At 46.7% G+C, this 25,587-nt stretch carries 27 protein-coding genes and 3 pseudogenes; 18 read left to right on the top strand and 12 right to left on the bottom strand.

Features of this window, described 5'->3' with window-relative positions; genetic code table 11:
- The first annotated feature begins 19 nt into the window (after window positions 1–19).
- From BQ1619_RS03975 to BQ1619_RS03965, 3 genes are read left to right on the top strand one after another with little or no spacing between them, the layout of a single operon-like run.
- Window positions 20–802, top strand: coding sequence for an amino acid ABC transporter permease (locus tag BQ1619_RS03975; protein ID WP_114662376.1), 783 nt, complete (start codon window positions 20–22; stop codon window positions 800–802).
- Between the two features lie 42 nt (window positions 803–844).
- Window positions 845–1,513, top strand: coding sequence for an amino acid ABC transporter permease (locus BQ1619_RS03970; RefSeq protein WP_114662374.1), 669 nt, complete (start codon window positions 845–847; stop codon window positions 1,511–1,513).
- Window positions 1,514–1,538: 25 nt separating this feature from the next.
- On the top strand, window positions 1,539–2,273 hold the full coding sequence (locus BQ1619_RS03965; RefSeq protein WP_114662372.1) for an amino acid ABC transporter ATP-binding protein: 735 nt from the start codon (window positions 1,539–1,541) through the stop codon (window positions 2,271–2,273).
- A gap of 172 nt (window positions 2,274–2,445) precedes the next feature.
- On the opposite strand, the gene BQ1619_RS08640 is transcribed toward BQ1619_RS03965, so the two are convergent.
- Window positions 2,446–2,607 (bottom strand): hypothetical protein, encoded by a 162-nt coding sequence (locus BQ1619_RS08640; RefSeq protein WP_162784590.1) that lies wholly within the window; start codon window positions 2,605–2,607, stop codon window positions 2,446–2,448.
- A 90-nt stretch (window positions 2,608–2,697) separates the two neighbouring features.
- Between BQ1619_RS08640 and BQ1619_RS03955 the strand changes: the two genes are divergently transcribed.
- Both BQ1619_RS03955 and BQ1619_RS03950 read left to right on the top strand, forming a co-directional pair.
- Window positions 2,698–3,366, top strand: coding sequence for a DUF3313 domain-containing protein (locus BQ1619_RS03955; protein WP_231968482.1), 669 nt, complete (start codon window positions 2,698–2,700; stop codon window positions 3,364–3,366).
- Between the two features lie 115 nt (window positions 3,367–3,481).
- Complete coding sequence (locus BQ1619_RS03950) at window positions 3,482–3,931, top strand: alpha/beta fold hydrolase (protein ID WP_231968481.1); 450 nt, start codon at window positions 3,482–3,484, stop codon at window positions 3,929–3,931.
- 69 nt (window positions 3,932–4,000) lie between these two features.
- On the opposite strand, the gene BQ1619_RS08635 is transcribed toward BQ1619_RS03950, so the two are convergent.
- The 4 genes and pseudogenes from BQ1619_RS08635 to wrbA form a co-directional block, all read right to left on the bottom strand.
- Complete coding sequence (locus tag BQ1619_RS08635; RefSeq protein ID WP_162784589.1) at window positions 4,001–4,165, bottom strand: hypothetical protein; 165 nt, start codon at window positions 4,163–4,165, stop codon at window positions 4,001–4,003.
- A 119-nt stretch (window positions 4,166–4,284) separates the two neighbouring features.
- Window positions 4,285–5,717: pseudogene (locus BQ1619_RS03945) on the bottom strand (FAD-binding oxidoreductase).
- The gene (locus BQ1619_RS03940; protein ID WP_114662366.1) at window positions 5,717–6,109 is read right to left on the bottom strand and encodes a DUF2069 domain-containing protein; all 393 of its coding nucleotides are present in this window, start codon (window positions 6,107–6,109) and stop codon (window positions 5,717–5,719) included. Before BQ1619_RS03940 ends, BQ1619_RS03945 begins: the two are co-directional and overlap by 1 nt.
- Window positions 6,110–6,124: 15 nt before the next feature.
- Window positions 6,125–6,730: pseudogene (wrbA, locus tag BQ1619_RS03935) on the bottom strand (NAD(P)H:quinone oxidoreductase).
- A gap of 411 nt (window positions 6,731–7,141) precedes the next feature.
- Between wrbA and BQ1619_RS09090 the strand changes: the two are divergent.
- The 4 genes from BQ1619_RS09090 (at window position 7,142) to BQ1619_RS03915 (ending at window position 10,463) form a co-directional block, all read left to right on the top strand.
- Window positions 7,142–7,594, top strand: coding sequence for a YhjD/YihY/BrkB family envelope integrity protein (locus BQ1619_RS09090; protein WP_197711859.1), 453 nt, complete (start codon window positions 7,142–7,144; stop codon window positions 7,592–7,594).
- A 76-nt stretch (window positions 7,595–7,670) separates the two neighbouring features.
- Complete coding sequence (locus BQ1619_RS03925) at window positions 7,671–8,126, top strand: CBS domain-containing protein (protein ID WP_114662364.1); 456 nt, start codon at window positions 7,671–7,673, stop codon at window positions 8,124–8,126.
- 43 nt (window positions 8,127–8,169) lie between these two features.
- Window positions 8,170–9,285 (top strand): chorismate synthase, encoded by a 1,116-nt coding sequence (gene aroC, locus BQ1619_RS03920; protein ID WP_114662362.1) that lies wholly within the window; start codon window positions 8,170–8,172, stop codon window positions 9,283–9,285.
- A 14-nt stretch (window positions 9,286–9,299) separates the two neighbouring features.
- The gene (locus BQ1619_RS03915) at window positions 9,300–10,463 is read left to right on the top strand and encodes an MFS transporter (protein WP_114662360.1); all 1,164 of its coding nucleotides are present in this window, start codon (window positions 9,300–9,302) and stop codon (window positions 10,461–10,463) included.
- An 18-nt stretch (window positions 10,464–10,481) separates the two neighbouring features.
- On the opposite strand, the gene BQ1619_RS03910 is transcribed toward BQ1619_RS03915, so the two are convergent.
- From BQ1619_RS03910 to BQ1619_RS03890, 5 genes and pseudogenes are all read right to left on the bottom strand, one after another.
- Window positions 10,482–11,288, bottom strand: a complete 807-nt coding sequence (locus tag BQ1619_RS03910) for a peptidylprolyl isomerase (RefSeq protein WP_114662358.1) — start codon at window positions 11,286–11,288, stop codon at window positions 10,482–10,484.
- Window positions 11,289–11,332: 44 nt separating this feature from the next.
- Window positions 11,333–11,617, bottom strand: a complete 285-nt coding sequence (locus tag BQ1619_RS03905; RefSeq protein ID WP_114662357.1) for a BolA family protein — start codon at window positions 11,615–11,617, stop codon at window positions 11,333–11,335.
- Window positions 11,614–12,162, bottom strand: a complete 549-nt coding sequence (locus tag BQ1619_RS03900) for a septation protein A (protein WP_114662356.1) — start codon at window positions 12,160–12,162, stop codon at window positions 11,614–11,616. Before BQ1619_RS03900 ends, BQ1619_RS03905 begins: the two co-directional genes overlap by 4 nt.
- 63 nt (window positions 12,163–12,225) lie before the next feature.
- A complete protein-coding gene (gene msrB, locus BQ1619_RS03895; RefSeq protein WP_114663506.1) occupies window positions 12,226–12,642 on the bottom strand; it encodes a peptide-methionine (R)-S-oxide reductase MsrB in 417 nt (138 codons plus the stop codon).
- Window positions 12,643–12,773: 131 nt separating this feature from the next.
- A pseudogene (locus BQ1619_RS03890) lies at window positions 12,774–13,409 on the bottom strand (protein adenylyltransferase SelO family protein); the annotation flags it as partial.
- 264 nt (window positions 13,410–13,673) lie between these two features.
- Between BQ1619_RS03890 and BQ1619_RS10420 the strand changes: the two are divergent.
- Both BQ1619_RS10420 and BQ1619_RS09080 read left to right on the top strand, forming a co-directional pair.
- On the top strand, window positions 13,674–13,787 hold the full coding sequence (locus tag BQ1619_RS10420) for a hotdog family protein (protein ID WP_331851887.1): 114 nt from the start codon (window positions 13,674–13,676) through the stop codon (window positions 13,785–13,787).
- Window positions 13,784–13,960, top strand: a complete 177-nt coding sequence (locus BQ1619_RS09080) for a hotdog family protein (protein ID WP_197711857.1) — start codon at window positions 13,784–13,786, stop codon at window positions 13,958–13,960. The genes BQ1619_RS10420 and BQ1619_RS09080 overlap by 4 nt, the downstream gene beginning before the upstream one ends.
- Here BQ1619_RS09080 and BQ1619_RS03880 read toward each other — a convergent pair whose 3' ends face one another.
- Complete coding sequence (locus tag BQ1619_RS03880) at window positions 13,961–14,818, bottom strand: NRDE family protein (RefSeq protein ID WP_114662354.1); 858 nt, start codon at window positions 14,816–14,818, stop codon at window positions 13,961–13,963.
- A gap of 20 nt (window positions 14,819–14,838) precedes the next feature.
- The gene (ygfZ, locus tag BQ1619_RS03875) at window positions 14,839–15,849 is read right to left on the bottom strand and encodes a CAF17-like 4Fe-4S cluster assembly/insertion protein YgfZ (RefSeq protein WP_114662353.1); all 1,011 of its coding nucleotides are present in this window, start codon (window positions 15,847–15,849) and stop codon (window positions 14,839–14,841) included.
- Between the two features lie 62 nt (window positions 15,850–15,911).
- Between ygfZ and mltG the strand changes: the two genes are divergently transcribed.
- The 7 genes from mltG (at window position 15,912) to purL (ending at window position 25,586) form a co-directional block, all read left to right on the top strand.
- Window positions 15,912–16,937, top strand: a complete 1,026-nt coding sequence (mltG, locus tag BQ1619_RS03870; protein ID WP_114662352.1) for an endolytic transglycosylase MltG — start codon at window positions 15,912–15,914, stop codon at window positions 16,935–16,937.
- A 1-nt stretch (window position 16,938) separates the two neighbouring features.
- Window positions 16,939–17,577, top strand: a complete 639-nt coding sequence (gene tmk / locus BQ1619_RS03865; RefSeq protein ID WP_114662351.1) for a dTMP kinase — start codon at window positions 16,939–16,941, stop codon at window positions 17,575–17,577.
- Complete coding sequence (locus BQ1619_RS03860; protein ID WP_114662349.1) at window positions 17,578–18,720, top strand: DNA polymerase III subunit delta'; 1,143 nt, start codon at window positions 17,578–17,580, stop codon at window positions 18,718–18,720.
- A 39-nt stretch (window positions 18,721–18,759) separates the two neighbouring features.
- Complete coding sequence (locus BQ1619_RS03855; protein ID WP_114662347.1) at window positions 18,760–19,587, top strand: TatD family hydrolase; 828 nt, start codon at window positions 18,760–18,762, stop codon at window positions 19,585–19,587.
- Window positions 19,588–19,891: 304 nt separating this feature from the next.
- Window positions 19,892–20,482, top strand: a complete 591-nt coding sequence (locus BQ1619_RS03850) for a YqiA/YcfP family alpha/beta fold hydrolase (RefSeq protein WP_114663504.1) — start codon at window positions 19,892–19,894, stop codon at window positions 20,480–20,482.
- Window positions 20,483–20,576: 94 nt separating this feature from the next.
- Window positions 20,577–21,149, top strand: coding sequence for an HNH endonuclease (locus BQ1619_RS03845; RefSeq protein WP_415065959.1), 573 nt, complete (start codon window positions 20,577–20,579; stop codon window positions 21,147–21,149).
- 390 nt (window positions 21,150–21,539) lie between these two features.
- A complete protein-coding gene (gene purL / locus BQ1619_RS03835; protein ID WP_114662343.1) occupies window positions 21,540–25,586 on the top strand; it encodes a phosphoribosylformylglycinamidine synthase in 4,047 nt (1,348 codons plus the stop codon).
- Window position 25,587: the final 1 nt, after the last annotated feature.

The following is a 25,587-nucleotide window of genomic DNA, read 5'->3' as shown; positions in this document are numbered from 1 at the left end:
TCTAACGACGATTGGATTTATGGATTTTGGTATTTTTTGTAAGGGGACACTAGATCAGGAAGTTGTTGATCATTGTTTTTCTGGATTATTCACCCTTGGAAAAAATCCAGATCCAACCTACTTAGATTGGTTATTAAAGGCTTGGGGCTGGACCCTGGCTGTAGCTTGCTTGGGCCTGATCATTGCCCTAATCTTGGGTGCGGTTATGGGCACCTTGCGCACCTTACCCCCAGATAGTGCATGGAATCGATTCTTGGTGCGCTTTTCAACCGCGTGGGTTGAACTCTTCAGAAATATACCGATTCTGGTTCAGGTCTTTCTTTGGTATCACGTTATCCCAGCATTCATTCCCATACTAAAGGACGTTCCTTCCTATTGGTTGGTCAGTATTGCGCTTGGCTTCTTTACCTCAGCGCGAATAGCGGAACAGGTCAGGGCGGGTATTCAATCTTTACCATCTGGTCAAAAGGCAGCAGCTACCGCCCTAGGTTTAACAACGTATCAAAGTTATCGCTATGTCATTTTGCCGATGGCATTACGTATTGTGATTCCGCCGCTGACTTCCGAAAGCATGAATCTCATTAAGAACTCATCAGCAGCGTTCGCTGTATCGGTACCAGAATTAACCTTGTTTGCCATGCAAGCTCAGGAAGAAACCTCTCGTGGGGTCGAAATCTATTTAGCGGTGACATTGCTTTACGCAATATCGGCTTTTGCAGTAAATCGCGTGATGACTCATATCGAAAAGCGCACCCGGATACCCGGTTTTATGGTTGCGAACTCTGAAGCGGCAGCTCACTAAGATGACGTACACATCCGATTCATCCTTTATCAAGGTGAAGCTATGTTGAGTCTTGATTTAAGTTTTTATAACTGGGAGCTCTTTACCAACTACATCATGAAAGGGATGCTGTTTAGTGTTCAACTGACAGTAATTGCGACGGTTGGCGGCATTATTTTTGGCACTTTCTTGGCGTTAATGCGCTTGTCCGGAAAGCCCAGCTTAGCTTATCCCACTACGTTCTATGCCAATACCATACGATCCATTCCTTTGGTCATGGTGATTCTCTGGTTCTTCTTGTTAATTCCGATGTTGATTGGGCGTCCAATTGGTGCTGACTTATCCGCAACCATTACCTTTATCGCCTTCGAGGGCGCCTTTTTCTCAGAAATCGTACGAGCCGGAATTCAGTCAGTACCGAAGGGGCAAGGCTATGCAGCACAGGCCTTAGGTATGACCTACAGCCAAAACATGCGCTTTATCGTATTGCCACAGGCATTTCGCAACATGATCCCCGTCTTTATGACGCAAACCATCATATTGTTTCAAGATACGTCGTTGGTGTATGCCATTGGCGCTTACGACTTGCTTAAAGGCTTTGAAATTGCCGGTAAGAACTATGGCAGACCCATTGAAACCTATTTATTGGCAGCATTCACATATTTCATTATTTGCTTCTCACTCTCCAAAATTGTGAGACGAGCACAGGATAAAGTAGCCATCATTCGCTAATCATTTTTACTATCACTAAAACATCATGATTGATCTTCAAAACGTCTCGAAATGGTATGGCGACTTTCAAGTGCTAACTGACTGCAGCACGTCTATTAAAAAAGGTGAGGTCGTTGTTATTTGTGGACCCTCTGGCTCAGGTAAATCTACCTTGATTAAAACCATCAATGCACTCGAGCCATTCCAGAGTGGTGAAATTACCGTGGATGGCGTACGTTTACACGACCCCAAAACAAACTTACCAAAACTTCGCGCCAGAGTAGGGGTGGTGTTTCAGCATTTTGAGCTTTTTCCACACCTTAGCATCACCGAAAACCTCACCTTAGCGCAAATTCATGTGCTGGGTCGCTCAGCGGATGAGGCCAAAGCCCATGGTTTGAAATACCTTGAGCGCGTTGGATTAATTGCACAGAAAGATAAATATCCAGGGCAACTATCCGGCGGTCAACAACAACGGGTTGCGATTGCGAGAGCTTTAAGCATGGATCCCATCGTGATGCTTTTTGATGAACCCACCTCGGCGCTAGACCCTGAAATGGTGGGTGAAGTGCTCGAAGTCATGGTAGGTCTAGCAAACGAGGGTATGACAATGTGCTGCGTTACCCATGAAATGGGCTTTGCTAGAATGGTCAGCAATAGAGTCATTTTTATGGATCAAGGGTGCATTGTGGAGGATTGCAGTAAAGATGAATTCTTTGGCAACCCTGATGCTAGATCCAATCGTGCAAAAAACTTTTTATCCAAAATATTGGCACACTAATCTATAATTCTTTATGCAATCAAATTTCAAATTATGGGTTTCGTTATTGGCATGCATGTCAATATGTGGTTGTACAGCAGCAAAACCTGAGGCCCGAATGGAAGCAAATCCTCAGTGTAAGGAGATTCTAAAACTGGCGCACTAATGCCATGCCCTGGCACGGTAAGTCGTTTTATCGCTCTGTTGGTATTGAATCACCAAAGACTTTAACGCCAACAGTGGTTGCAAACTCATCCGAAATATCTGCATCTGCGCCAAGCACTCCATCCGCAGATAATGCATCATTAATCTCCGCTGCGCACACGACTAATTCTGCGGCGTTATCCGATTGCAAACCGCAATTACATAAAAAGACTGGCAGTCTGTTGCCATGCCCGTCGCCAGACTAATATCTCACGCTAGGAACTTTATGCGCCATTACTATTTGACAGCTTTTCTTGCATTACTGGTAACAGTATTAATGGGTTGTAGTAATGCGCCTAAATTAACGACACAACCGATGCCGAAATCGGGTTTCTTGCCCGATTATTCCTTGTTGGTGCCTGTTACTACTTCAGAATCGGATACCCGCGTCTGGAAATATCGTAAGGAGGGCGTTAATCCTGGGGCTTATACCGCAGTGATCTTGGATCCAATATATCTCAATCAAAACGCTACGAAAGATGTCAGTTTGGAAGCGATCAGTAGCGCGAAAGCTGCATTGCAGGCTTCCATGGTTGAAGCAGTAAATGCTCGGGGCAATATTCGCATTGTGACTAACCCAGGTTCTGGTGTTGCTCGAATTTCCGCTGGGACAACTGGAGCCGAAAGTTCTACAGACAGTTTGCAGTCTTGGAATTTCACGCCGATTGGCCTAGCGTTAAATGCCGCAGCCTATGCAGGTGGCGTGAATTCAAAAACGCCCGCCATATTGGTTGAAAGCAAAATTACCGATAGCCAAACCAAGCAACTACTGGGTGAAGGTCTCGTTACCGTTCAAGGGGAGTCATTTCGTACCGCAGGTGGATCGGTAGATTCCTTTATCGCCATGGCCAAGAAGGTACGAATAGCCTTAGAAACATCGGCCAATCCTGTTCCTACATCGTTAAAGTAATTTCATAAAGTAGATATGCCGGTTACCTTTCCAGGTTTTGAAGAGAAGATCATTGCGGTTCCTTCGGATGACGGTCCGATTGATATTCGTGCACAATAGGTGGCGCCGGACCCGCTTGCATGGTTTTCCACAAACGAAGGCTATCTGGCATGAAGTTGCACCAGCATTGGCAGCGCATTACACAGTAGTTGCCTCAGATCTACTGGGTTATGGTCAATCATCAAAGCCGAATGGGAAGCCGGATCACTCCAGCTGTTCAAAACGATCAATGGCAGCTTCTAACCCAGCGTATGCACATGCTATGTGTGAAGATTATCGCGCAGCTGCAACGATCGATTTGGTTCACGATAGAGCAGATCGGGGTGCTGGTAAAAAGCTCGCCATGCCGTTGCATGTGCTTTGGGGTGAGCATGGGCTGGTTCACAAATGTTTTAAACCCGTAGAGGATTGGCAGAAGGTTGTCAATCAGGTCACCGGAAAATCCGTACCCTGTGGCCACTACATTCCCGAGGAATTGTCCAGAACCGTGATTGATGAGGCTAGACTCTTTTTCAATGGAGTCTAATCAACTTAAAACCAAAAAACCTAAATAAATCAATTATTTAGGTTTTATTATTGAAAAGTAATAGCAGGTTTATTCTGGGTGGAAGTTGTTGCTAGCCATGAAACTGATGGTACGTTCAAAGCCAAGAATGCGGATATAGCGCCAAGCGATATCGTGATATTGGCTATCTAGGTAGCCAATAGCGACTTCAGGCGTCCTTTTGGACAGGTTGATCTGTTGAATTGCACGGGCCAAACGTTGAGTCTTGTTGACATATTTGTCGCCTCCATGAGCTTACAACGCATCAGAAAGAGTCCGAGATGACAGGAAATATAAAAAATTTAGAAAAAAGCTGGGGATGTTTAAGAAAACCTCTAAATAGACAGGACTTTATGGGGATTAAGGATATTTTGGGGGTCTAGCGCCTTTTTGATGGATTTCATGAGCTCATCGCAACTGTGCCTTTATGCGCTCTCAAACCGTCTAATTTGAGCTGACCAACCCCATGTTCCGCGGAAATGGATCCCTGGTAGCGGTCTACCTGAGAGTAGACCAATTCTTGGATGAAATTCTCATGATCTCGATTAAAGGCTTTGGGGTCAGCTCCCAATGGTGGAGCGATGTTGTAGTGGAGATTGCCATCCCCTAGGTGTCCAAAATTGATGATTCGAACCCCAGGCCACCGTGAGCGCATTAGTACGTCCGTTTCTTGAATAAAGCTTTCGAGACCCGAGAGTGGAATCGTGATGTCGTGTTTGAGATTGGCGCCTTCTTTGGCCTGAGCCAAAGTTATGTGTTCCCGCATCTGCCAAAACGTATTGGCTTGAGCCAAACTGCTAGCGATAACCGCGTCACTAATGAGTCCAGATTCAAATATGAGTCCAGATTCAAATGCTTCTTCGAGAATTGTTTCCAGCAATGTCCGAACATGGGTTTCACTCTCATGATCGGATAGCTCAACCAAAATCGTGAAGGGTGGATTTCCCTTTAATGGATTGGCCATTTGTGGAAATGGCTTCTCATTTAATGCCAATGACTCTTGAGTCATCATTTCAAAACCGGTGAGCAGAGACGTTGCACGCTTTTGAAAGAGATTTAATAGCGCTATTGAGGCAGCAATACTGTCAGTTGCAACTAAGGTTGTCCATTGGGATATTGGCAATGGGTACAGTTTCATGACGGCACTGGTGATAATGCCTAGCGTACCCTCGGATCCGATGAACAGGTCGCGCAAATCGTAGCCCGTATTGTCCTTGCGTAATCCCTTTATGCCATTCCAAATCTCACCTTGAGCGGTGACCACCTCCAAGCCAAGACAAAGATCGCGTGCGTTGCCATAGCGCAAAACATTGGTGCCTCCAGCATTCGTGGCTAGGTTGCCGCCAATAAAACAGCTTCCCTCTGCCCCCAAGCTTAGGGGAAACAGAAATCCTTGGGCAGCCGCTACCTCTTGAGCTGTTTGCAAAATACAGCCCGCCTCTAATGTCATGGTTTGATTCGCAATATCCACTTCCCGAACGGCATTCATCCGCTTGAGATTAAGGGCAATTTGATTGCCACTTGAATCCGGCGTTGCCCCACCGCAAAATCCCGTGTGCCCGCCTTGATGGACGATCGATACTTGATTTGCTGCGCAGAGCTTAACAATGCTGGCAACTTCTTTTGAGTTTCCGGGMAAAACAACCGCCAATGCTTTACCGCTATAACACTTTCGCCAATCGGTGAGGTAGGGGGCCTTATCTTGATCTTGTGTCAAGATGTATTTGCCATCCAGCAACTGACTCAGTTGTTCAATAAATCCCGGCATTACTCAGTTGTTTGTGATTGTTGCTTAGCCAATGCTGTAGCTTCTTTTTTGATGGGCTTCAAATATATCAATAGACATACAAAGCCTATCGTAGCGGATGAGGTTTCGAGAACTGCCATCCAAAAATTAGCGCCTGTTTCTAGAATGCGTACCAAGCCTTCGGTAATGTAGAGCAGGATGAGCATCGAAGCCCATTGCATGGTGTAGACATTGCCTTTCCAAATGCCTGGAATTGCAAATAGCAAAGGCACACCCTTCAAGATTAACCACGAGCCGCCAGGACGAAGAGGGGAGATAAACCACTCCCATGCAACGCACAAAATAAAGAGGTCAATATAAGCTGCTGTCGCTAGCAATTGATACGGATTTTTGTGCAGGAAGTTTTTAAACATATTGGGGCTTAGTAGCTAAGGACGTTGCAATAATTTCAGCGCGGTCTCTGCCAAACGTTTACCCTGAGCAATCGCCAAACGTTGCTCCTCGGCGCTGATCGGGGCGCGGCCATCAGCGTGGGCAAGATGGGTAACGCCATAAGGACTGCCCCCGGTTTCGGTAGACATAAATCGGGTTCGCTATAGGGTAAGCCCAGAATCATCATCCCGTGGTGCAAGAGAGGAATCATCATGGTTAACAACGTACTTTCTTGGCCGCTATGCAAACTTCCCGTACTGGTAAACACACAAGCTGGCTTACCAATCAAAGCGCCGCTCAACCATTGAGATGAACTGCCATCCCAAAAATATTTCATTGGCGCCGCCATGTTACCAAAACGCGTAGGGGATTCCCAGGGCTAAGCCTATGCAGTCTTGAAGATCGGAGTATTCAACGTAGGGCGCACCATCACTGGGAACGGCTGACTCACTAGCTTCGCATGCCGTTGAAACTGGTGGTACGGTTCGGGTGCGCGCATTCACGCTGGGCACACTCTCAATTCCTTCGGCGATCAGTCGCGCCAAGTCTCGCGTGGCGCCATAGCGGGAGTAGTGCAAAACTAAAATATCATGTTGGCTCATATTCTCTTATGATACGGCGATGCGCCTTTTTCGTAATCCTCAATTATGGCTCTCCCTAGCTAAGGAGCTTTGGGAGGGTAATCGCGATCAAAAGCTCTATCAGATCGCGGCTAGCCTAGCCTACACCACGATTTTGTCCTTGGTCCCCATGGGTCACTATTGCGACCATCCTCATCGGCTATCTACCCCGCGTAATTCAGGTGAAAAATGCTTTCAAAAGCTGGTTGCTGGATACCTACATGCCTGGCGGTATCAATCAACAGGTTTTTATCTATTTAGACCAATTTTCGGCGCAAGCAAGAGGTCTGACCTTGGTGGGTTTAGCAGGATTGTTTATTACAGCCATCATGACGCTCTCGGTCATTGAGGGGGCGTTCAATCAGATCTTTAAGGTTCAAAAGTCGCCCACTGATGAAAAAGATTGCCATCTACACCGCAGCAACTTTGCTAGGGCTCATATTGCTTGGTATCGGCATCTATCTGAGTGGTGTTTTATTTAGCGCATCCGAAGGTTGGACGGAAGCCATTTCCATAACTTTCAGTGTAATTGCTACGGTTGCGCCAATACTTCTAGCGGTATTGGTCTACACGGTGGTTTACAAAACTCTTCCATACTCGCAAATCTTATGGAAAGATGCGATTAGTGGCGCGCTTTTTGCTGCTTTTAGTTTTGAGTGTATGAAAGGCTTTGCGATTTTCTTGACCCATACCGCCTTCTACAAGACGATCTATGGCGCCTTTGCTGTCTTCCAGTTGGCCATCCACTGGATATACCTAACATGGTGGATCACCCTGGCTGGAGCGGTCTTGGTGGCCAATCTACCTAGCATTCGTAGCGGCGTCATTAGGGTTATTCGTTACTAAAACCGGTCTAAGAGGTCTTGATTCAAGGCTTGTTTGAGTCTATATTGAAACCATGCATTGATTGTTTGGAGACTCCATGAAAGTTCGTGACATTTTGCGTGTAAAAGGCAGCACTTTATTTACGGTTGCGCCAGATACTGTATTGCAAACAGCTGTGCTGGTGATGAGCGAACATAACATTGGCTCTTTGGTTGTGATGGAGTACGACAAGTTGGTTGGTATATTGACCTTCCGTGAAGTTATCTCTGCATTAGCAAAACACCACGGGAAATTAGATGGATTGCAAGTCCGATCTGTCATGAATCAAAAGCCATTGACTTGCAACATGGAAACAGAAATCGATGAAGTACGCCGCATGATGTTGGTAGACCATGCGCGGTATTTACCAGTCATGGATCAAAAAATGCTCATGGGCGTGATTTCGTTCTACGACGTTGCAAAATCTGTAGTAGAGGCGCAAGATTTCGAGAACACTATGCTGAAGGCCTATATTCGTGATTGGCCTGAAGACGCAGAAAAAACCACCAATTAAGTTGTTCTGGCCCTATATTTCTGACAAATGACATAATGTCGGTATGTCAGGAAATACTCTAGGCCTTCTTTTTACAGTTACCACCTTTGGTGAATCACACGGACCCGCCATTGGGGCGGTGGTCGATGGCTGTCCGCCCGGCATGCCATTGAGTGAAGCAGACCTTCAAACCGATTTGGAGCGTCGCAAACCGGGCACTTCTCGCCACGTGACACAGCGTAAGGAGGAGGATAGGGTCGAAATTTTGTCGGGAGTGTTTGAGGGCAAAACTACCGGTGCGCCGATTGGCCTTTTAATTCGAAATACGGATCAACGCGGTCAGGATTACGGCGATATTTTGCAAACATTTCGACCTGGTCATGCTGACTATGCATATCACCATAAATATGGTCTTCGCGATCCTCGGGGTGGGGGTCGTTCGTCTGCACGCTTAACCGCGCCAGTCGTTGCGGCGGCAGCAATTGCCAAAAAATGGTTACACCAACAATATGGCACTGAGTTCTATGGTTACATGAGCCAGCTTGGGGAAATTAACATTCCGTTTGTTGATGCCACACAGATTGGTCAAAATCCATTCTTTGTTGCTAATGCGCAAGTTATCCCTCAGCTCGAGAGCTACATGGATGAATTACGTAAAGCAGGAGATTCCTGTGGTGCGCGTATTGAAGTTCGAGCCCGAAATGTTCCTGTTGGCCTTGGTGAACCTCTGTTTGACAAATTGGATGCAGATATTGGGCATGCGATGATGGGTATCAACGCTGTAAAAGGTGTTGAAATTGGTGCTGGCTTTGCGTCAGTTGCTCAACGCGGTAGCGAGCATCAGGATGAGCTTCATCCTGATGGTTTTGCGACAAACAATGCTGGCGGAACCTTGGGCGGCATTTCTACTGGACAAGACCTGAGAGTATCAATAGCCATTAAGCCGACCTCGAGCATCATGTCGCCTAAGCAATCGATTGATCTCAATGGTAAGCCAATTACGGTTCAAACCAAGGGTCGTCATGACCCCTGCGTTGGTATTCGAGCAACGCCGATCGCAGAGGCAATGCTGGCTTTGGTATTAATGGATCATGCTATGCGTCATCGCGCTCAATGTGGTGATGTCAAGCTAGATATTGGACCCATTCCTGCAGCACGACCAAGCTCCAAAAGCGATTAGCGTATTGATCTGAGATGTCGCCCGTGCTTCGCTGGGCCTTCGGGTCCTTTTTCTTTTTATATTTCGCTTACGTTGGTTTGGTTTCACCATACGCTAGCCTATTTTTTCTTGATCGCGGTTTTAGTGCGCTCGAAATTGCAGTACTCATGTCAATGCTGCAAATCACTCGGATTGTTGGCCCATTTAGCTGGGGATGGTTATCAGATTACCTATCCAACCGCATCGGGATAATTCGGATTTGCGCATGCTTAGCGGCGCTCGTTTTTCTGTGTATTTTTTATTTACACAGTTACTTGAGCTTCTTTATATGGATGTTTGTACTTCATACCATATTGAGTAGCCAAATGCCTTTGGGCGAAACCGCGACCATTCACGCGCTCTATAAAGACAATTCTTTTGATAAGCGCTACGGTCGATTGAGACTGTGGGGCTCAATTGGCTTTATATCGATGGTGCTCATTGCGGGCGAGTTATTTCAGCGCAATGGTATCGAGCTTTATCCGTATGTCGGCGTAGTTGTATTGTTTGCTTTAGCGCTCATCACATTTTGCCTGCACGAACCCAAGATGGAGCGTCGCAAAATGGTGAAGGGTGAATTAATAGGAGTTCTACTCAATCCAGACGTTCGCTGGTTTTTGGTATCGGGGTTTTTTATGATCTTTGCTCACGCCTCTTTGTATGTATTCTATTCCCTATATCTGGCAAATCTAGGCTACGATAAATTTCAGATTGGTCTTTTTTGGGCGCTAGGTGTAGCGGCAGAGGTATTATTTTTTTACTTCCAAAACAAACTTCTTAGTCGCTTGGATGCTGAGGTTATATTGCAGGGCGCATTTGGTATCGGTGTCATCCGCTTCATTCTGATTGCCTTCATGCCATTCACCTCGGTATTGATAGTGGCGCAGATCATGCATGCCGCTACCTTTGCCGCACACCATAGTGGAGCCACGAAGTTATTGCAACGATGGTTCACGGGCCCATTACAAGCTCGGGGGCAAGCCATCATGGCCACCGTATCTTACGGCTTTGGAGGAACTATTGGAGGATTGTGTGCCGGCTGGATCTGGGATATATCGCAACCTGGGGATGTGTTTGTTATGTCAGCATTTGCATGCGCACTGGCAGGCATGGCGATTCAAAAAATGCGTCCTCGCCGCTATCCTGCCAGAAAAAATTAAACAAGCATCACGAGCGCTTTACTGAGTTTTTGCTTTCGCGCGCAATTTTTGCATCATTTCCGAGAACTTCGCCTTTTGCCAATTTTGATCGGAGGCAATCATTTGTTTTAGCTGAGCTTTCATTTCTTCAAAGCTTGGCGCTTTGGTATCGCGCGAATCAATCATCTTAATAATGTGCCAACCAAATTGGGTTTTAACCGGTTTGTCGGTTACTTGACCATTCTTGAGTTGAACCATCGCCTTAGAAAACCCTGGGACAAGAGACTTATCGCTGACATAACCCAAATCTTCGCCATTTAGGGCTGAGCCTGGATCTTTTGATTTGGCCTTAGCAATTTTGGCCTTAGCAATTTCTTCAAAGTTTCCACCGGCTTTTAATTGGGCGATGATGGCTTTTGCATCTGATTCTTTTTCAACCAGAATATGTTCAACACGGTATTCCTTGCCGGTATTTTGCGTTTTTACTGATTCGTATGCGGCTTTTAACTCTGCCTCGGTTACGCCTTCTTTTTCGACATAGTCCTCGAAAACGGCTGCAACTAAAATTCCGACGCGAGACTGTTCAAGCTGTTCGCGCACAGACTCATTCTGAGTTACACCACGTTTATCAGCTTCCTGAAGAATTAATTCTCGGGTGACCAACATTTCACGAGCCTTATCGCGTACTTGTGGGTTATCTGGTTGTCCAAACTTTTGAACCAATTTATCGAGTTGCGCTTTCGGAATGGGTTTGCCGTTTACGATCACGGCATTTTGCGCAGCAGCATGCATCGAAAGGAGAGAGACCGCAAGACCAATAGTGACGAGATGGCGATTTTTGAACATAGTGATTCTCAATTAAAAAATGAATGGGTAAAGTGTAAAGCAGGCTAGAAACCAGCCTGCTGTGGGGTGAGGGCGGTGATCGTTAATGCATGAATTTCAGTGGGAATATGGCGGTTGAGTGCTGCATATACGGCTCGGTGCCTGGCAACCGCGGTCAACCCCTGAAACTCTGGAGCCACAATACTGAGCTTGAAGTGGCCTCCGCCACTGGCTGCGCCAGCATGCCCAGAATGAAGGTGGCTTTCATCCTCAATTGTGAGTTTCTGAATCGTGAAAGACTTATTCAGATCCGCCCCAAACATTGAAATCCGTTTTTGATTGATATTCATTGCTCTGGATGTTCCATGTGCTTTGAGAGCCAAACACCTTGAATGATGACAAAAACGATCAATAACCCAGCGCTACCAAACAGCTTGAAATTGACCCATGTTTCTTCAGAAAACTCAAAAGCAATATAGAGATTGAGGGCGCCCATGAAGAAGAAGAAGCTTGCCCAAGCGATATTGAGCTGGTGCCATACGGAATGCGCACGTTCGGCCTTGAGCGTCACTTGCTTGCCCACCAGAATTTGGATCCAGTTCTTATTGAAAAACTGGGCGCTAATGAATAATGCTCCAGAAAAAAGCCAATACAGAGCTGTGGGCTTCAATTGAATGAAGGTTTTATCATGCAAGAAAATGGTCAGGCTACCAAAAACAATGATCATCACCAGGCTAACCCACTGCATGGCATCAATTTTGCGATGGCGGTAATAGACCCAGAGGATTTGACCGATGGTTGCAATCATGGCAACAATGGTTGCCGTATAAATATCGGCTAATTTAAAGGCGATAAAAAACAGAATGATAGGGAATAGATCGAATAAAAATTTCATGGGGGAGATTATCCAACTATTTCTATGAGGAAACTCAATATCAGGCGCTGGGTCTATATAAAGTCATTTATCCTGATTAGGCTTGGCATTTTCACTAGGTTCAAATTGCAGCGATGCCGAATTTATGCAGTAGCGTAGACCAGTAGGCATGGGCCCATCGTCAAAAACATGGCCTAAGTGTGCATCACAGTTTGCACAACGCACCTCGGTGCGAATCATGCCATGAGAGGTATCGCGAACCTCTTTAATGGTTTTCGGATTTTCCGGGGCGTTATAACTGGGCCAGCCACAACCAGCATCGAACTTGGTATCCGATGCAAAAAGCGGGGTATCGCAACAGATGCACTTGTATTTACCCTGATGCCAATGGTCCCAATACTTGCCTGTAAAAGGGCGTTCAGTAGCAGCTTCACGAGTAACACGATATTCAATATCGCTTAACACCTGTTTGTATTCTGGGTCGGTTTTTTTCATGATGATTTCGTCAATGGTCAATACTAAGAAGAGCAACTTACTTCAACTCACTCCAAACCTTCAGGCGGAGGTAGCGAGTAGTTGTGGAATGCAGTCTGTTCATCAAAGGGTTTAGTTAAGATGGCGAGTAGGGTATTCAGCTCAGCAAAATCATGGCTCTGTGCTTTCTCGATAGCATTCTGAGCCAAATGATTACGAAGATAGTGATGCTCGATGAGCAAATCAGCCAACTCTTTAAGGCGCACACTATTTTGCTGGGATGCAAAGTGTTCAAAATGGCCAATACGCAGAAAGCTCGGTGCTACTCGGGCGCATACCGCCGCTGTTTCAATCGTTTCTCTTCGTACGGATAATTCAGAGCCAACCACTGATAAAGCTCGCGTAGTTGGTATGCCTAGTGCATGCATAGCCTCGCTACATAAAAATTCTCGAATGGAGGATCGTAATACTGCACGTCCATCTCCCATCCGAGAGTAGCGAGTTTGACCAGACCCTTTTAACTGCAATTCAAAACCATTCAGTTCGCCCAGCAGAATTGCTCTGCCATCGCCAAGTTGTCCCGCCCAGACTCCAAATTGGTGCCCACTGTAAACGGTGGAGATTGGATCTGAAAAACGATGGGTGTTGGTTGCTAGTGCGTTTCCCGCCAATACATCTAGCCACTGAGGATCCGATGGTAGGCCGCTAGCATTCAACTCAATGCCCAGTAACTTAGCGACGCCTGCAGAAAATCCCACCCAGCATAGATTAGGAATTGGAGTTGGTTGAATATGCTAGCAAACATCGTCGCCACGAAGAGAAAACGCCATAAGGCTATTCTAGGAGTATTCCCAAAATGGTGCACAAGCCTCATAAATCAATTTAATCCGCAAACTCAATTGGCTAACTTAGGTGAGGAGCTAAACGCCCCCTTTTTTGAAATTGCTAGGTGTGCGTTTTTTGAGTGCGGAGATGGGTAAGGGTGAAACTCTGCTTGCCTTAAAACCCGAGCACACTAACACTTGGTCGGTTGCTCACGGCGGATTTTATTAACCCTCATGGATGTCGCGATGGCAGTCGCTGCTCGATCTGGAGACCCAGGGGACCGCAGCGTTGTCACGATCGAGTTGAAGAATAACTTTATGCAGGCGGCGCAGGTATTTTGCGAGTGAAAGCGGATACGGTTCGCAGGACGGCAACCATGGCATTTTGTGATGCAAAGCTCTATAACGATCAAGGGGAGATCTGTTGTATGGCTACCGGAACATTCCAATACATCAAACGTCTACCATCTCGAGGGGCAAGTGGTGAACGCGTCATCAACGAAGATCAGCGCTCGTCTTAATTAAACCGACAGGTTGGATCCTGAGGTGAGGGTGAGTGTACCGGTTATGACATCGTGACCAACAGTACCGGTAGCATCAAAGCGACGCTCTACCATTTCAAATTGACCATCTTTTCGAACCCTCAATAACGTGCTCGAACGAGTTCCGTAGGACGGGGTTTTGATAAAAGCAGGGGAGAGTGCTTTTTCCCATTCTTTGCTTACCCCAGTGTTTGGCAATTCATGATCACTGGCATAACGCGTATCCGCTAACACCTTTAGGTATTGGTCAGCACCCTTGAGTTGCCCCCGATCTACTGCCAAGGCTTTCGCAAAGGCGGCGACACGATGGTTTACCTTGGCCCAAGGGGTATCGAGCATGGCATTCGATAAACCGTAAACACTTTGGGCCAATGGTTGATGCGGGAACACCTTGCGGGGTCGAATACTTTGACCCATCAGCATACGGTTGCTGATCCAGTGCATTTCAGCATTTCCAGGATCGCTTAAGTCGGCCATCGGGAAATTGAAACCGTTATAGGGATTAAAACGCTTAGCATTCTTATCTACAAAGGCACCAGGTTTATGGTTGCTTGTTAGATACATAAATGACAGTTCGCCACGGGTCCTTGCATCTGGATTTTTTTCGCTTGGTGCACGAACGTTTGTAACGGCAACAAATTTTCCAGACTTTGTAAATCCTAGCCAAGTACCAGGACTACCCAAAACATCAGCACGATCACGCCCAGCTAATAAATGAGGGTGTTCAGGCCAATACGAAATACCTTCCGTATCGCGCTCATAAAATTCATCGCGACTCGCAGCCACCACCAACGAATAGTCAGGATGAAAATTCCAGGCGAAGAGAATTAAGCACATAAATTCAAAAAATTTTGATCTTAAATTTCAATAAATGGGTAAAGTAATGAATTCAGTTTTAACACAGGGCCCTGCATGCTTCCTAGTCGTATTTCCCCAATCTCAAGCGCCTCAAGCTTGCACTCTATCTGCAGATCAATCCGATTTACCTCAAAACTGCTGGGCGACGATAAAACCACCATTCCGGCAGGTTGTTTTGGATCGGCTGTATGAAAAATTTCAGTTCCTGGCTGGTAGAGCCTAGGCTCGACTCCATTCGAAGCGGTATGAGCCAAACAAAGGCGTCTTTTAATAGCACCCCGATATTGGCTACGCGCCACAACCTCTTGTCCAGGATAGCAACCTTTTTTGAAGTCAACGCCACCGACCGATTCAAAATTCACCATTTGAGGAACAAATTGCTCTTGGGTTGCTTGAACAATTCTGGGGACTCCGCTCAATACCTCTAAATCATTCCATACATTGAGTACTGGGATGTTAGTTTCTATAGAGAAATCTGAAGCGTTTTGTGCAATGAGAATACGCTGATATGTTTCTGTCTGATGAATTACAGCAGGAAGCTCAATGCCAATCTGGCCATCGGTAAGCACATTAATTGTTACCTCGGGTGAGGAGGTGTTGGCAACGTAGCCCATAAGGTTCCATTCGTTCGAGACATCGGTCACCTTCACTTTTGAGCGCAACACATACATCGCTAAACGCTTAGCAGTAGTTGCAGCGATATCTTTTGAGATGAATAGTGCAAAGCGATCCTCAGCAGTATCTCCAGTAGGCGCAAGTGATAGCCATGCGCTTGCTAATAATCGACCTTTTGGGCTGCAGTAACCTACCAACCTAGCAGAGAGGGTTGATTGAGCGATATCAGGCGGGAAAGCGCGGCGTAAACCCAAAACGGAATTGGTAAGCTGATTTTGTAAAAAGCCAGCAGCTTCTGGCCCTTCTACGAAAATGAGGCCCCATTGGGGTAAAAGGGAAAAGCTAGAAGAGGGTATTTCCGTGGGCATTGCGGTATTTTGGCTGGTAAACGTCATCTCTTTTTTATCATAGCCTGATACGCCAAAAAATTCAGGGAAGATTCATATTTCAGAAACTAATGACGTTGTTAAATCGTATGCGCTCTACGCTGCTTGCTATAGGTTCGGCATTGGTTGTGGTTTATGGTGTCATTTTCTTATGGCCGATCGTCCCCAGCCAGTCAAACCTTCCAGATTCATCCAGTTTTAGAGTAAAGATTGCGCCGCAATCCAGTCAAGCCAACATTGCTAAGCAGTTACATGAACAAGGGTTGTCCATATCTGCTTTGCCATTCCAAATTGGCGCAAAAGCATTGCTAGTTGGCTCAAAGCTTAAGCCCGGCACCTATCTTTTGCCAATGGGTGCTAGCTTAGGAAAGGTATTGCTCCAAATCGCTCGTGGTGAGCGCGTGCGCGAAAGTATCGCTATTATTCCCGGAATGACGATTTGGCAATTGCGGAGTCTGATCGATTCGCACCCAGGTTTAATTCATCAAACTCAGGGGCTAAGTTCACAAGCACTTCTTCAGCTATTGAATCTTCATTATCCAGGCGATGAGGGTCTCTTCTTTCCGGATACCTATGTATTCGATCCGGATGAGATTGATCTTAACATTTATCGAAAAGCTTCTCAAGCAATGCAAAAGCAGTTATCACAAGCATGGTCAGAAAAGCCGTCTGATAGCCCTTTGAAAACGCCTTATGACTTACTGATCCTTTCTTCAATTATTGAAAAAGAAACTGGCAAGGCTAGCGATAGAGGTCTGGTCGCGGCGGTATTTTTGAACCGCCTCAAAAAGAGGATGATGTTGCAAACTGATCCCACGGTGATATATGGCATAGGACCGCATTTTGATGGAAATCTTCGTAAGGCGGATTTACGCAAAGATAGTCCCTACAATACCTATATGCACAAAGGTCTACCACCAACACCGATTGCTATGCCTGACAAAGATTCCATTTATGCCGCGATTCATCCAGCCAAAAGTCAGGCGCTGTATTTTGTTGCCAAGAGGGATGGGGGCAGTCACTTTTCGGAGACACTTACGGAACATGAGTCCGCAGTCGATCGCTATCAACGTAAATTAGTACCCAAGTCCAAATAATATGACCTCACCACATCCAGGATATTTCATCAGTTTTGAAGGCATTGATGGCGCCGGCAAAAGTACGCACATCGATGCATTTTGCAAGCTAATGCAGGAGCGCTATCCCAATAAAGAGGTTGTCATTACACGCGAACCTGGAGGCACACCTTTGGGTGAGCAGTTACGCAATTTATTGCTTAACACCCCAATGAACTTAGAAACGGAAGCGCTTTTAATGTTTGCAGCTCGCCAGGAGCACATTACGCAGGTGATTGAGCCGGCTCTGCAGGCGGGAAAGATTGTTGTTTCCGATCGCTTCACAGATGCCAGCTTCGCCTATCAGGGCGGTGGCAGAGGATTAAGTGTTGCAAAACTGAATGACCTAGAGCAATGGATTCAAGCGCGCCCAGACGGAACGCTACTGCAACCGAATCTGACCATACTATTTGATCTACCAGGAAAAGTTGCTGAGGAACGTCGCTCTAAAGTGCGCGCACCCGATAAATTCGAAAAAATGAATTTGGATTTTTTTGAAAAAGTTCGCCAAGAATATTTAAGGCGCGCTCATGAAAACCCAAAACGCTTTCACATTGTTGATGCCACCAAAACCCCCGAAGACATTTGGAATGGCTTGCAAACACTCCAAATTCAGTTGTAAATGAGCGATTTCATGTTTCCAGTAGAAAACAAGAGTAGGGTGGCGCCCTGGCTTCAGCCAATATGGGATGCTCTTGATTTTACGAAGTTGCCGCACGCTATCTTGTTGCATGGACAAGCCGGTATTGGAAAGTTTTCCTTCGCAGTTGAACTTTCAAAAGCACTACTCTGTGAAACGACTGATCAACCGAAACCCTGTGATCACCGCGAAGCGTGTCATTGGTTTAGCGCTGGCAACCACCCAGACTTCATTGCTCTAGTACCCGAGACACATCGAAAATTTTTGCCCCAAGCCAAATTTGGAAACGAGGACGTTATCAAGCGATCAAAGTCTACGCGTGACGATTCTAATGGTGAGACTAGCGAGAAGAAGGAAAAGAAAACCATCTCAATAGAAGAAACCCGTAGCGCAATTGAGGGTCTATCCATTGGCTCACACCGTGGCGGAATGCGCGTCATCCTGATTTACCCGTTGGAATTGTTGCGCCCTGACTCGGCTAATACTCTGTTGAAATCTTTAGAAGAGCCACCAGCCAGCACGGTATTTATTCTTCTTGCTGACCGTATAGACCGTGTATTGCCAACTATTCGATCCCGCTGCCGCCTGCTAGCAGCTCCTAGACCAGATCGAATTCAAGGATTAGCTTGGCTCAAGAGCCAACTCCTGTCTATTGCTGGGCTAAAGATCAAAGATTCTGACATCGAAACCATTTATGACGAGCAGGGTGGGGCGCCGTATGCAGTTTTGGACTCCATCATCGCGCGCCATCATCAAGATGAGAAAGATGAGTTAACCCTCTCTATTGCCGCCTCACGAATTTTGTTGCAAGCTATGGCGCAAGGAGGTCGCATTGCATGGCTAGAAACTACAGAGAAGGTTCATAAAGCGCCAATTGGTTATTTATTAGCGACCATGCAACGCTGGGTTTCGGATATACAAGCAGTTTCTCAGGGCGGCGAACCGCGTTACTACCCAAAACATCTAGCCACACTACAAGGCTTGGCCCTGGCGGCACGAGCACAAAAGCTTTTGGCATTTTGGAAGTCGTTAATACAGGCAAGGCGGTCTGAGAACCATCCCCTTGCCAGCCGCATTCAAATGGAAGCCTTGTTATCTCAATACCAGCAGGTTTTTGAGGGCTAGCCAGCACTGATTCCAGGGAAGGCAGACTAAAATGGGCTTATGTTTATAGACTCCCATTGCCATCTCGATTTCCCAGAATTCCAAGCACGTCTGCCGGAAGTCTTGGCGAATATGAAATCAGCCAATGTCAGTCATGCTCTTTGTGTATCAGTCGATATTCCTGATTTTCCAAACGTCCTCCGACTTGCCCAAGAGCATCCACATTTGTACGCCTCCATTGGTGTTCATCCAGACTATGAAGATACCCCCGAGCCCACCGTCGAATTTTTAGTCGATACAGCCAATCAATATTCCAAGATCATTGCTATAGGTGAAACAGGTCTGGATTACTACCGCATGAGCGATCGCAGTTATGAGTCCTTGGAGTGGCAACGGGATCGATTTCGAACACATATCCGGGTCGCACTGGAGGCTAAGAAGCCTTTAATTATTCATACCCGCTCGGCCTCTGAAGACACCATCCGAATTCTTAAGGAGGAGGGTGCAGAAAGAATCGGCGGTGTAATGCATTGCTTTACGGAAAGCCTGGATGTTGCCCGTCAAGCGATGGATATGGGCTTTTATATCTCCTTTTCAGGCATAGTGACGTTCAAGAGTGCTAAAGACCTTCAGGAAACCTGCAAGCAGATTCCATTAGACCGCTTACTCATAGAGACCGATTCACCGTACCTTACACCCATTCCTTTTCGTGGAAAAACCAATGAGCCGGCTTGGGTTGCCAAAGTAGGTGAATTTATCGCCAACCTCAAAGGCGTATCCATTGAGGAATTGGCAAATACAACATCAAGTAATTTTTACCAATGTTTTCAAATAGATAGGGTTATAAATAAGTCAAATTGCGGACTTTGCCAAAGCAGCACGCTTTGATGATGTCTCAGAGGTGAAATCCTTGATTGCTGCTGGCGTTAATCCCAACGCAGTGGATCAGTGGATGCCAAAGGTGATCCAATGCTGGTGATTGCCATTCGAGATAAGTCCGCCAAGGTGACTGAAGAGTATAAGAAATATGGTGAAACACCTCTAATGCATGGTCAAGCGAACATTTGACCCCGGCTTTCGGATCGAGTTATACTGAAAAGATTTGAACTTGGCACTTAATAGCGTCAGAGCGTTGGGCGTCCCCTTGCCCAATACAGCAACCGCACAAGACAGCCATGGTGATAGGCTATCTATGACAAAGACCCTTTTAGTTTATCTCCACGGTTTTCGATCATCGCCACGTTCGAGCAAAGCGGTGATGACTGGTGAAGCTGTGAAAGGGCTTTCCTCTCCAGTAAATTCGTTCGAATGGTATTGCCCTCAGTTGCTAGCATCTCCCAAAGAGAGCATGGATATGGTTACTGCATATATTGATGAATCAAACGCTGATCGAATTGTGGTAATTGGATCATCACTTGGCAGTTTTTATGCAAACTATTTGGCAGAAAAATACGGTTGTAAAGCTGTTGTTTTAAACCCCGCCGTTCGAGCCGCCAGAGAGCTTGCTCCACATGTAGGCATGATGACCGCCTACGATAGTGATGAGCCATTTGATTTTCGTCATGAATATATTGATCAACTCAAGAGTCTCCAAGTTGGAGCCATCACTAAGCCCGAACGCTATTTCTTAATGGCTGCAAAGGGGGATGAGTTGCTTGACTGGCAAGAGATGGTCGCTTTTTATCCTGGCGCTAATCAATTGGTACTGGAGGGTAGCGACCATGGTATTGCCGACTACGCAGATCATCTCTCACGGGTTTTGGAATTTATCTCCCAGTCGTAAACCCCCATGCGCCCATTTATTGATTGGGGGCGGACATCTTGGGTAATATCTTTTAAACGGTGCTATCCATGGATAGTCCTAGAAAGGAGAGATTGTGCTGAGCATCTTGAAATTAGACGCTGGTGGAATTCCCCAGGGTTGGGTTCATGCTGAAGAAGCCACCAAACATTATGCCGACAGCAGTGTGCTCTGGACGTTGGGCGATCCAATCATCCGAATGCGCGGCGGCATTTCACGTGCCAGTGGATTGCAATCGATTATTGAGTTGCACTCCATTATTGCCGTCAAAGGCACTTCTAAGGTCAATCTCTTCGATGTCGTCCCAGTCATTACGAAGCACAAACTCTTTAAGCGTGATCGCGGTCTTTGTGCCTATTGTGGTTCTGCGATTCATGAAAACCATGCAGAGGCAGAACATATTATTCCCAATAGTCGGGGTGGAAAATATTCCTGGATGAATTTGGTGATCTCTTGTCGACCTTGCAATCAACGAAAAGGAAATCGCACTCCAGAACAAGCGGGCATGGGCCTGTTATATACGCCGTACATGCCCAGTCTATATGAGGATATGATCCTTAGAGGCCGAAATATCCTAGCCGACCAAATGGATTTTCTTGCAGCGAACCTACCAAAAGATAGTAGACTTCTTGACCGTTTTTCCCGATAAAGCATTCTTGTGCAGTTAAGTAGACTTCAATCATTTCGCACAAATTCGCTGCGGATTATTCTTGTCGCTTTACTGCTATCCCTGGTTGGGCATTTTGTGTTTTTTTTGGATTGCCATTTATTTCATTTGGAAGTGCTCCGGAGATCCCAGATGACTTAATTATCCGAACGGAGATAAAGGCTGAGCCACCTCAAAAAATTCAAATTTCGAAAAGCCCAAAGCAACAGGCATCGCAGAAAACTTCCTCAACAGGCGAAATCGATAAAGCAACGACAAGTGAGCAGGGCGGCAGTGCAGATCAACGCGGTGTTGGTTCAAGCTCCCGTTGTGAGCGCCAAATTCACCTTCATGGCGGGTCGCCTGGCCTAAGCTAAACCTTATAATCTAGGGATGTCTTTTTACCAATTTTTACCTGGCGCTGATGCGCTTTCCCCGTTCCGCCAACAGCGACTTTTAGCCACATTAGCAGCACAAGGTATCACGATCGAATCGATCGAGGCTCAATACCTTCATTTCATCTGGTCCGAAAAACCGTTAGATGTGAACGACCAAGAGGTTCTAGTGAGCTTGCTGACATATGGTCAGCCATTTCAGTCAAAACTTCATGATGGTAAAGCGTGGTGTGGAATTGGTAAGGGTAGTTCAACAGATATTCAGGGGGCAATAGTTATTCCCCGTTTAGGAACGGTTTCTCCGTGGGCTAGTAAAGCTACTGATATTGCACAACAATGTGGTTTACAAGTTCTTAGAATTGAGCGGGGTGTTCAATTTTCCTGGAAAGCTAAAAAGGCGCTTGATACGAATCAAGTCGAGCAGGTTCTTGCCGCTTTGCATGATCGAATGACTGAGGCTGTTATTGATTCACCGGAATCTGCGAATGCGCCCTATCAAACCATCGACGATCGCCCGCTAAAACGCATACCAGTCCTCTCTCAGGGTAGAGCGGCTTTAGATCGGGCTAACCAAGAGCTGGGCCTGGCTCTATCTGAGGATGAGGTTAGTTACCTGACAGATAGCTTTACACGCTTAAATCGTAATCCCAGCGATGTTGAACTAATTATGTTTGCGCAAGCCAACAGCGAGCATTGCCGCCATAAGATTTTTAACTCTAGCTGGACAATTGATGGCGATAATCAGGAACGCTCCCTTTTTGCCATGATTCGCAATACTCATCAATTGCAACCGGAAGGTACGATAGTTGCCTATTCTGACAACTCCGCAGTCATGGAGGGCTGCGAGACTGAAACTTGGGTTCCTCAAGGCGCAGATCATCGGTACGAAAAAGATACTCGCTTAATACATACGCTGATGAAGGTGGAGACCCATAATCACCCAACTGCCATTGCACCATTTCCCGGCGCTTCGACAGGCGCTGGCGGCGAGATTCGAGATGAAGGTGCAACGGGTATTGGTGGGCGCCCAAAAGCAGGTTTGACCGGTTTCTCGGTATCCAATCTGAATCTCCCTGGTACCGATTTGCCATGGGAGCAAGAACAATATGGCAAGCCCGAGAGGATTGCTACGCCGTTGCAAATTATGATTGACGGCCCATTAGGCGGCGCTGCATTCAATAATGAGTTTGGTCGCCCCATACTTGGGGGCTATTTCCGGGTTTTTGAACAGACATTAGACGGTATACGTCGTGGCTATCACAAGCCCATCATGATTGCCGGTGGTATTGGCAGTATTGATTCCATTCATACGCAAAAGAAGGCAATTCAGTCCGGGCACTTGCTGATTCAACTTGGCGGTCCTGGTATGCGCATCGGTATGGGTGGTGCCACTGGTAGTTCAGTAGCAACTGGAACCAACACGGCGGACTTGGATTTTGATTCGGTTCAACGTGGTAACCCTGAAATGGAGCATCGTGCACAAGAAGTAATTAATGCTTGTCGTGCACTCGGGGAAAATAATCCGATTGTTTCGATCCATGATGTGGGAGCGGGGGGGTTGTCGAACGCCTTCCCAGAGCTAGCTGATGGCGCTGGCTTAGGTGCAAAGTTTAAGTTGCGAAGCGTACCTCTTGAAGAGAGCGGCATGAGTCCTGCGGAGATTTGGTGCAACGAATCGCAAGAGCGCTATGTACTCGCCATTGATGCTAAGGATCTTGAATTGTTTGCAACATTTTGCGAGCGCGAGCGTTGCCCATTTGCGGTTGTCGGTGAGGCTACGACCGAGCGTCAGCTACAACTTCTCGATTCTAAGCAATTTGTAGATTCCGATGCTGCTTTACCCATCGATATGCCAATGGAAGTATTGCTTGGTAAACCACCACGCATGCATCGCAATGTTCAGCGGGTAACTCAGAAGTTTGACGAATTAGATGTAGCAGATGCAGATTTAGCGCAATCCATTGCTTGGGTATTACAACAGCCTACTGTCGCGAGCAAATCCTTTTTGATCACCATTGGAGATCGAACAGTTGGCGGCCTAAATGCACGCGATCAATTTGTCGGGCCGTGGCAAGTGCCCGTAGCTGACTGTGCTGTGACCATGATGGATTACAGGGGTTACCGCGGCGAAGTCATGACAATGGGTGAACGCACTCCCGTTGCAGTGATGGACGCACCAGCAGCAGCTCGCATGGCAGTTGGTGAAGCCATTACCAATTTATTAGCAGCCGATATTCGTCGCTTAGAAGATGTCAAGCTTTCAGCAAACTGGATGGCTGCCTGTGGCGCGCCTGGAGAGGATGCAAAACTCTATGACTCTGTAAAAGCCGTTGGTGTGGAGCTATGCCCCGCATTAGGTATTTCTATTCCAGTGGGCAAAGATTCTCTCTCTATGGCAACCGAATGGAAGCAGGGTAATGACGCCAAGAAGGTAGTTGCACCCGTCTCCTTGATTATTTCTGCATTTGCATCGGTTCAAGATGCTCGAAAGACGAGCACGCCGTTACTGAAGCTCAAAAATCAAGAAGGATCCCCGCTGGAATCGGAATTAATTCTGATTGATTTGGGTCGTGGCAAGAATCGCATGGCTGGTAGCATCTTGGCCCAAGTTCTTAATCAGTCTGGCCAATCCGCTCCAGATTTAGATCATCCTGAGGATCTCAAAGCATTGGCGGCGGCGATCATTGAGTTGCGTAAAGCCAATATGCTATTGGCATATCATGATCGCTCTGATGGCGGTCTCTTGGCTTGCGTTGCCGAAATGGCATTCGCATCCCACGCTGGCGTCTCTTTGAATGTGGACATGATTGCGGTTGATAAAGACCAAGAGCCAGATTATGGTGACGCCAAGAACTGGGCTCAACAAGTATCTGGTCGTCGCCATGAACAAACTATGCGCGCACTTTTTAACGAAGAGCTGGGTGCTGTCATTCAGGCGCGCAGAGCAGATCGCGATGCAGTTTTTGGGGTACTTCGGAAACTGGGATTAAGTGCATATAGTCATGTTATTGGTAAACCCAACACCAATGGGCGCATCGAAATTTGGCGCGATGCGAAGAATATTTTTGCTGAGCCTCGCGAAGTCCTGCAGAAGATGTGGACCAATACCAGTTATCAAATTGCGAGGTTGCGTGATAATCCGGCCTGCGCTGATTCTGAGTTTGCGTTATTGGATCATCTTGCCGATCCAGGGATGTCACCCAAATTAACCTTTGATGTGGCTGAAGATATTGCAGCACCTTTTATTTCCAAGGGTGCACGCCCTAAAGTAGCTATATTGCGTGAGCAGGGCGTTAACTCTCACGTGGAGATGGCATACGCAGTTAATTGGGCGGGCTTTGACAGTTATGACGTCCATATGTCGGACTTACTAAGCGGTAAAGCGAGGTTAGAAGATTTCCGAGGCTTAATCGCCTGTGGCGGTTTTAGTTACGGTGATGTGTTGGGTGCAGGTGAGGGCTGGGCGAAAACTATTCTGTTCAACCAACGACTGCGCGATCAGTTCTCAAAATTTTTTAACCGGCAAGATAGCTCTGCGCTAGGGGTATGTAATGGTTGCCAAATGATGAGTAACCTTGCAAGCATTATTCCGGGTGCAGATGCTTGGCCAAAATTTACGCGCAATCAATCTGAGCAATACGAAGCGCGTTTAGTGATGGCGGAAGTTCTTAAATCACCATCTATATTTACCCAAGGCATGGAGGGTAGTCAGTTACCTATTGCTATTGCGCACGGTGAAGGTTTTGCTAACTTTAGTCAGCAAGGCAATTTGGAGAGCATCACTCAGCAAGAGCTAGCCGCTTTACGCTTTGTTGATCATCAAGGCAATCCAACAGAAGTCTATCCAATGAATCCGAATGGCTCTCCTGGCGGTCTAACGGGAGTTACCACACCAGACGGTCGCTTTACCGTAATGATGCCGCATCCTGAACGCGTCTTCCGCGCCGTGCAGATGAGTTGGTGTCCACCAGAGTGGTTGGAGACCCCGGATGGAGCAAGCCCTTGGCTACGATTGTTCCGTAATGCACGTCGTTGGACGAATTAAT

Source organism: Polynucleobacter necessarius, from assembly GCF_900095195.1.
Classification (GTDB): domain Bacteria; phylum Pseudomonadota; class Gammaproteobacteria; order Burkholderiales; family Burkholderiaceae; genus Polynucleobacter; species Polynucleobacter necessarius_G.
Note: the sequence above shows the minus strand (reverse complement) of the source record. Positions and strands in the feature narration are given on the sequence as shown.

Coding starts and splice junctions, on each gene's coding strand:
- mltG (WP_114662352.1), top strand. CDS start 15,912: ATGACGTTGTTAAATCGTATGCGCTCTACGCTGCTTGCTATAGGTTCG.
- BQ1619_RS03925 (WP_114662364.1), top strand. CDS start 7,671: ATGAAAGTTCGTGACATTTTGCGTGTAAAAGGCAGCACTTTATTTACG.
- ygfZ (WP_114662353.1), bottom strand. CDS start 15,849: ATGACGTTTACCAGCCAAAATACCGCAATGCCCACGGAAATACCCTCT.
- BQ1619_RS03855 (WP_114662347.1), top strand. CDS start 18,760: ATGTTTATAGACTCCCATTGCCATCTCGATTTCCCAGAATTCCAAGCA.
- BQ1619_RS03860 (WP_114662349.1), top strand. CDS start 17,578: ATGAGCGATTTCATGTTTCCAGTAGAAAACAAGAGTAGGGTGGCGCCC.
- BQ1619_RS03850 (WP_114663504.1), top strand. CDS start 19,892: ATGACAAAGACCCTTTTAGTTTATCTCCACGGTTTTCGATCATCGCCA.
- purL (WP_114662343.1), top strand. CDS start 21,540: ATGTCTTTTTACCAATTTTTACCTGGCGCTGATGCGCTTTCCCCGTTC.
- BQ1619_RS03915 (WP_114662360.1), top strand. CDS start 9,300: ATGTCGCCCGTGCTTCGCTGGGCCTTCGGGTCCTTTTTCTTTTTATAT.
- BQ1619_RS03910 (WP_114662358.1), bottom strand. CDS start 11,288: ATGTTCAAAAATCGCCATCTCGTCACTATTGGTCTTGCGGTCTCTCTC.
- BQ1619_RS03965 (WP_114662372.1), top strand. CDS start 1,539: ATGATTGATCTTCAAAACGTCTCGAAATGGTATGGCGACTTTCAAGTG.
- BQ1619_RS03905 (WP_114662357.1), bottom strand. CDS start 11,617: ATGAATATCAATCAAAAACGGATTTCAATGTTTGGGGCGGATCTGAAT.
- BQ1619_RS03940 (WP_114662366.1), bottom strand. CDS start 6,109: ATGTTTAAAAACTTCCTGCACAAAAATCCGTATCAATTGCTAGCGACA.
- BQ1619_RS03970 (WP_114662374.1), top strand. CDS start 845: ATGTTGAGTCTTGATTTAAGTTTTTATAACTGGGAGCTCTTTACCAAC.
- BQ1619_RS09090 (WP_197711859.1), top strand. CDS start 7,142: ATGAAAAAGATTGCCATCTACACCGCAGCAACTTTGCTAGGGCTCATA.
- tmk (WP_114662351.1), top strand. CDS start 16,939: ATGACCTCACCACATCCAGGATATTTCATCAGTTTTGAAGGCATTGAT.
- aroC (WP_114662362.1), top strand. CDS start 8,170: ATGTCAGGAAATACTCTAGGCCTTCTTTTTACAGTTACCACCTTTGGT.
- BQ1619_RS10420 (WP_331851887.1), top strand. CDS start 13,674: ATGGATGTCGCGATGGCAGTCGCTGCTCGATCTGGAGACCCAGGGGAC.
- BQ1619_RS03900 (WP_114662356.1), bottom strand. CDS start 12,162: ATGAAATTTTTATTCGATCTATTCCCTATCATTCTGTTTTTTATCGCC.
- BQ1619_RS03880 (WP_114662354.1), bottom strand. CDS start 14,818: ATGTGCTTAATTCTCTTCGCCTGGAATTTTCATCCTGACTATTCGTTG.
- BQ1619_RS03975 (WP_114662376.1), top strand. CDS start 20: ATGGATTTTGGTATTTTTTGTAAGGGGACACTAGATCAGGAAGTTGTT.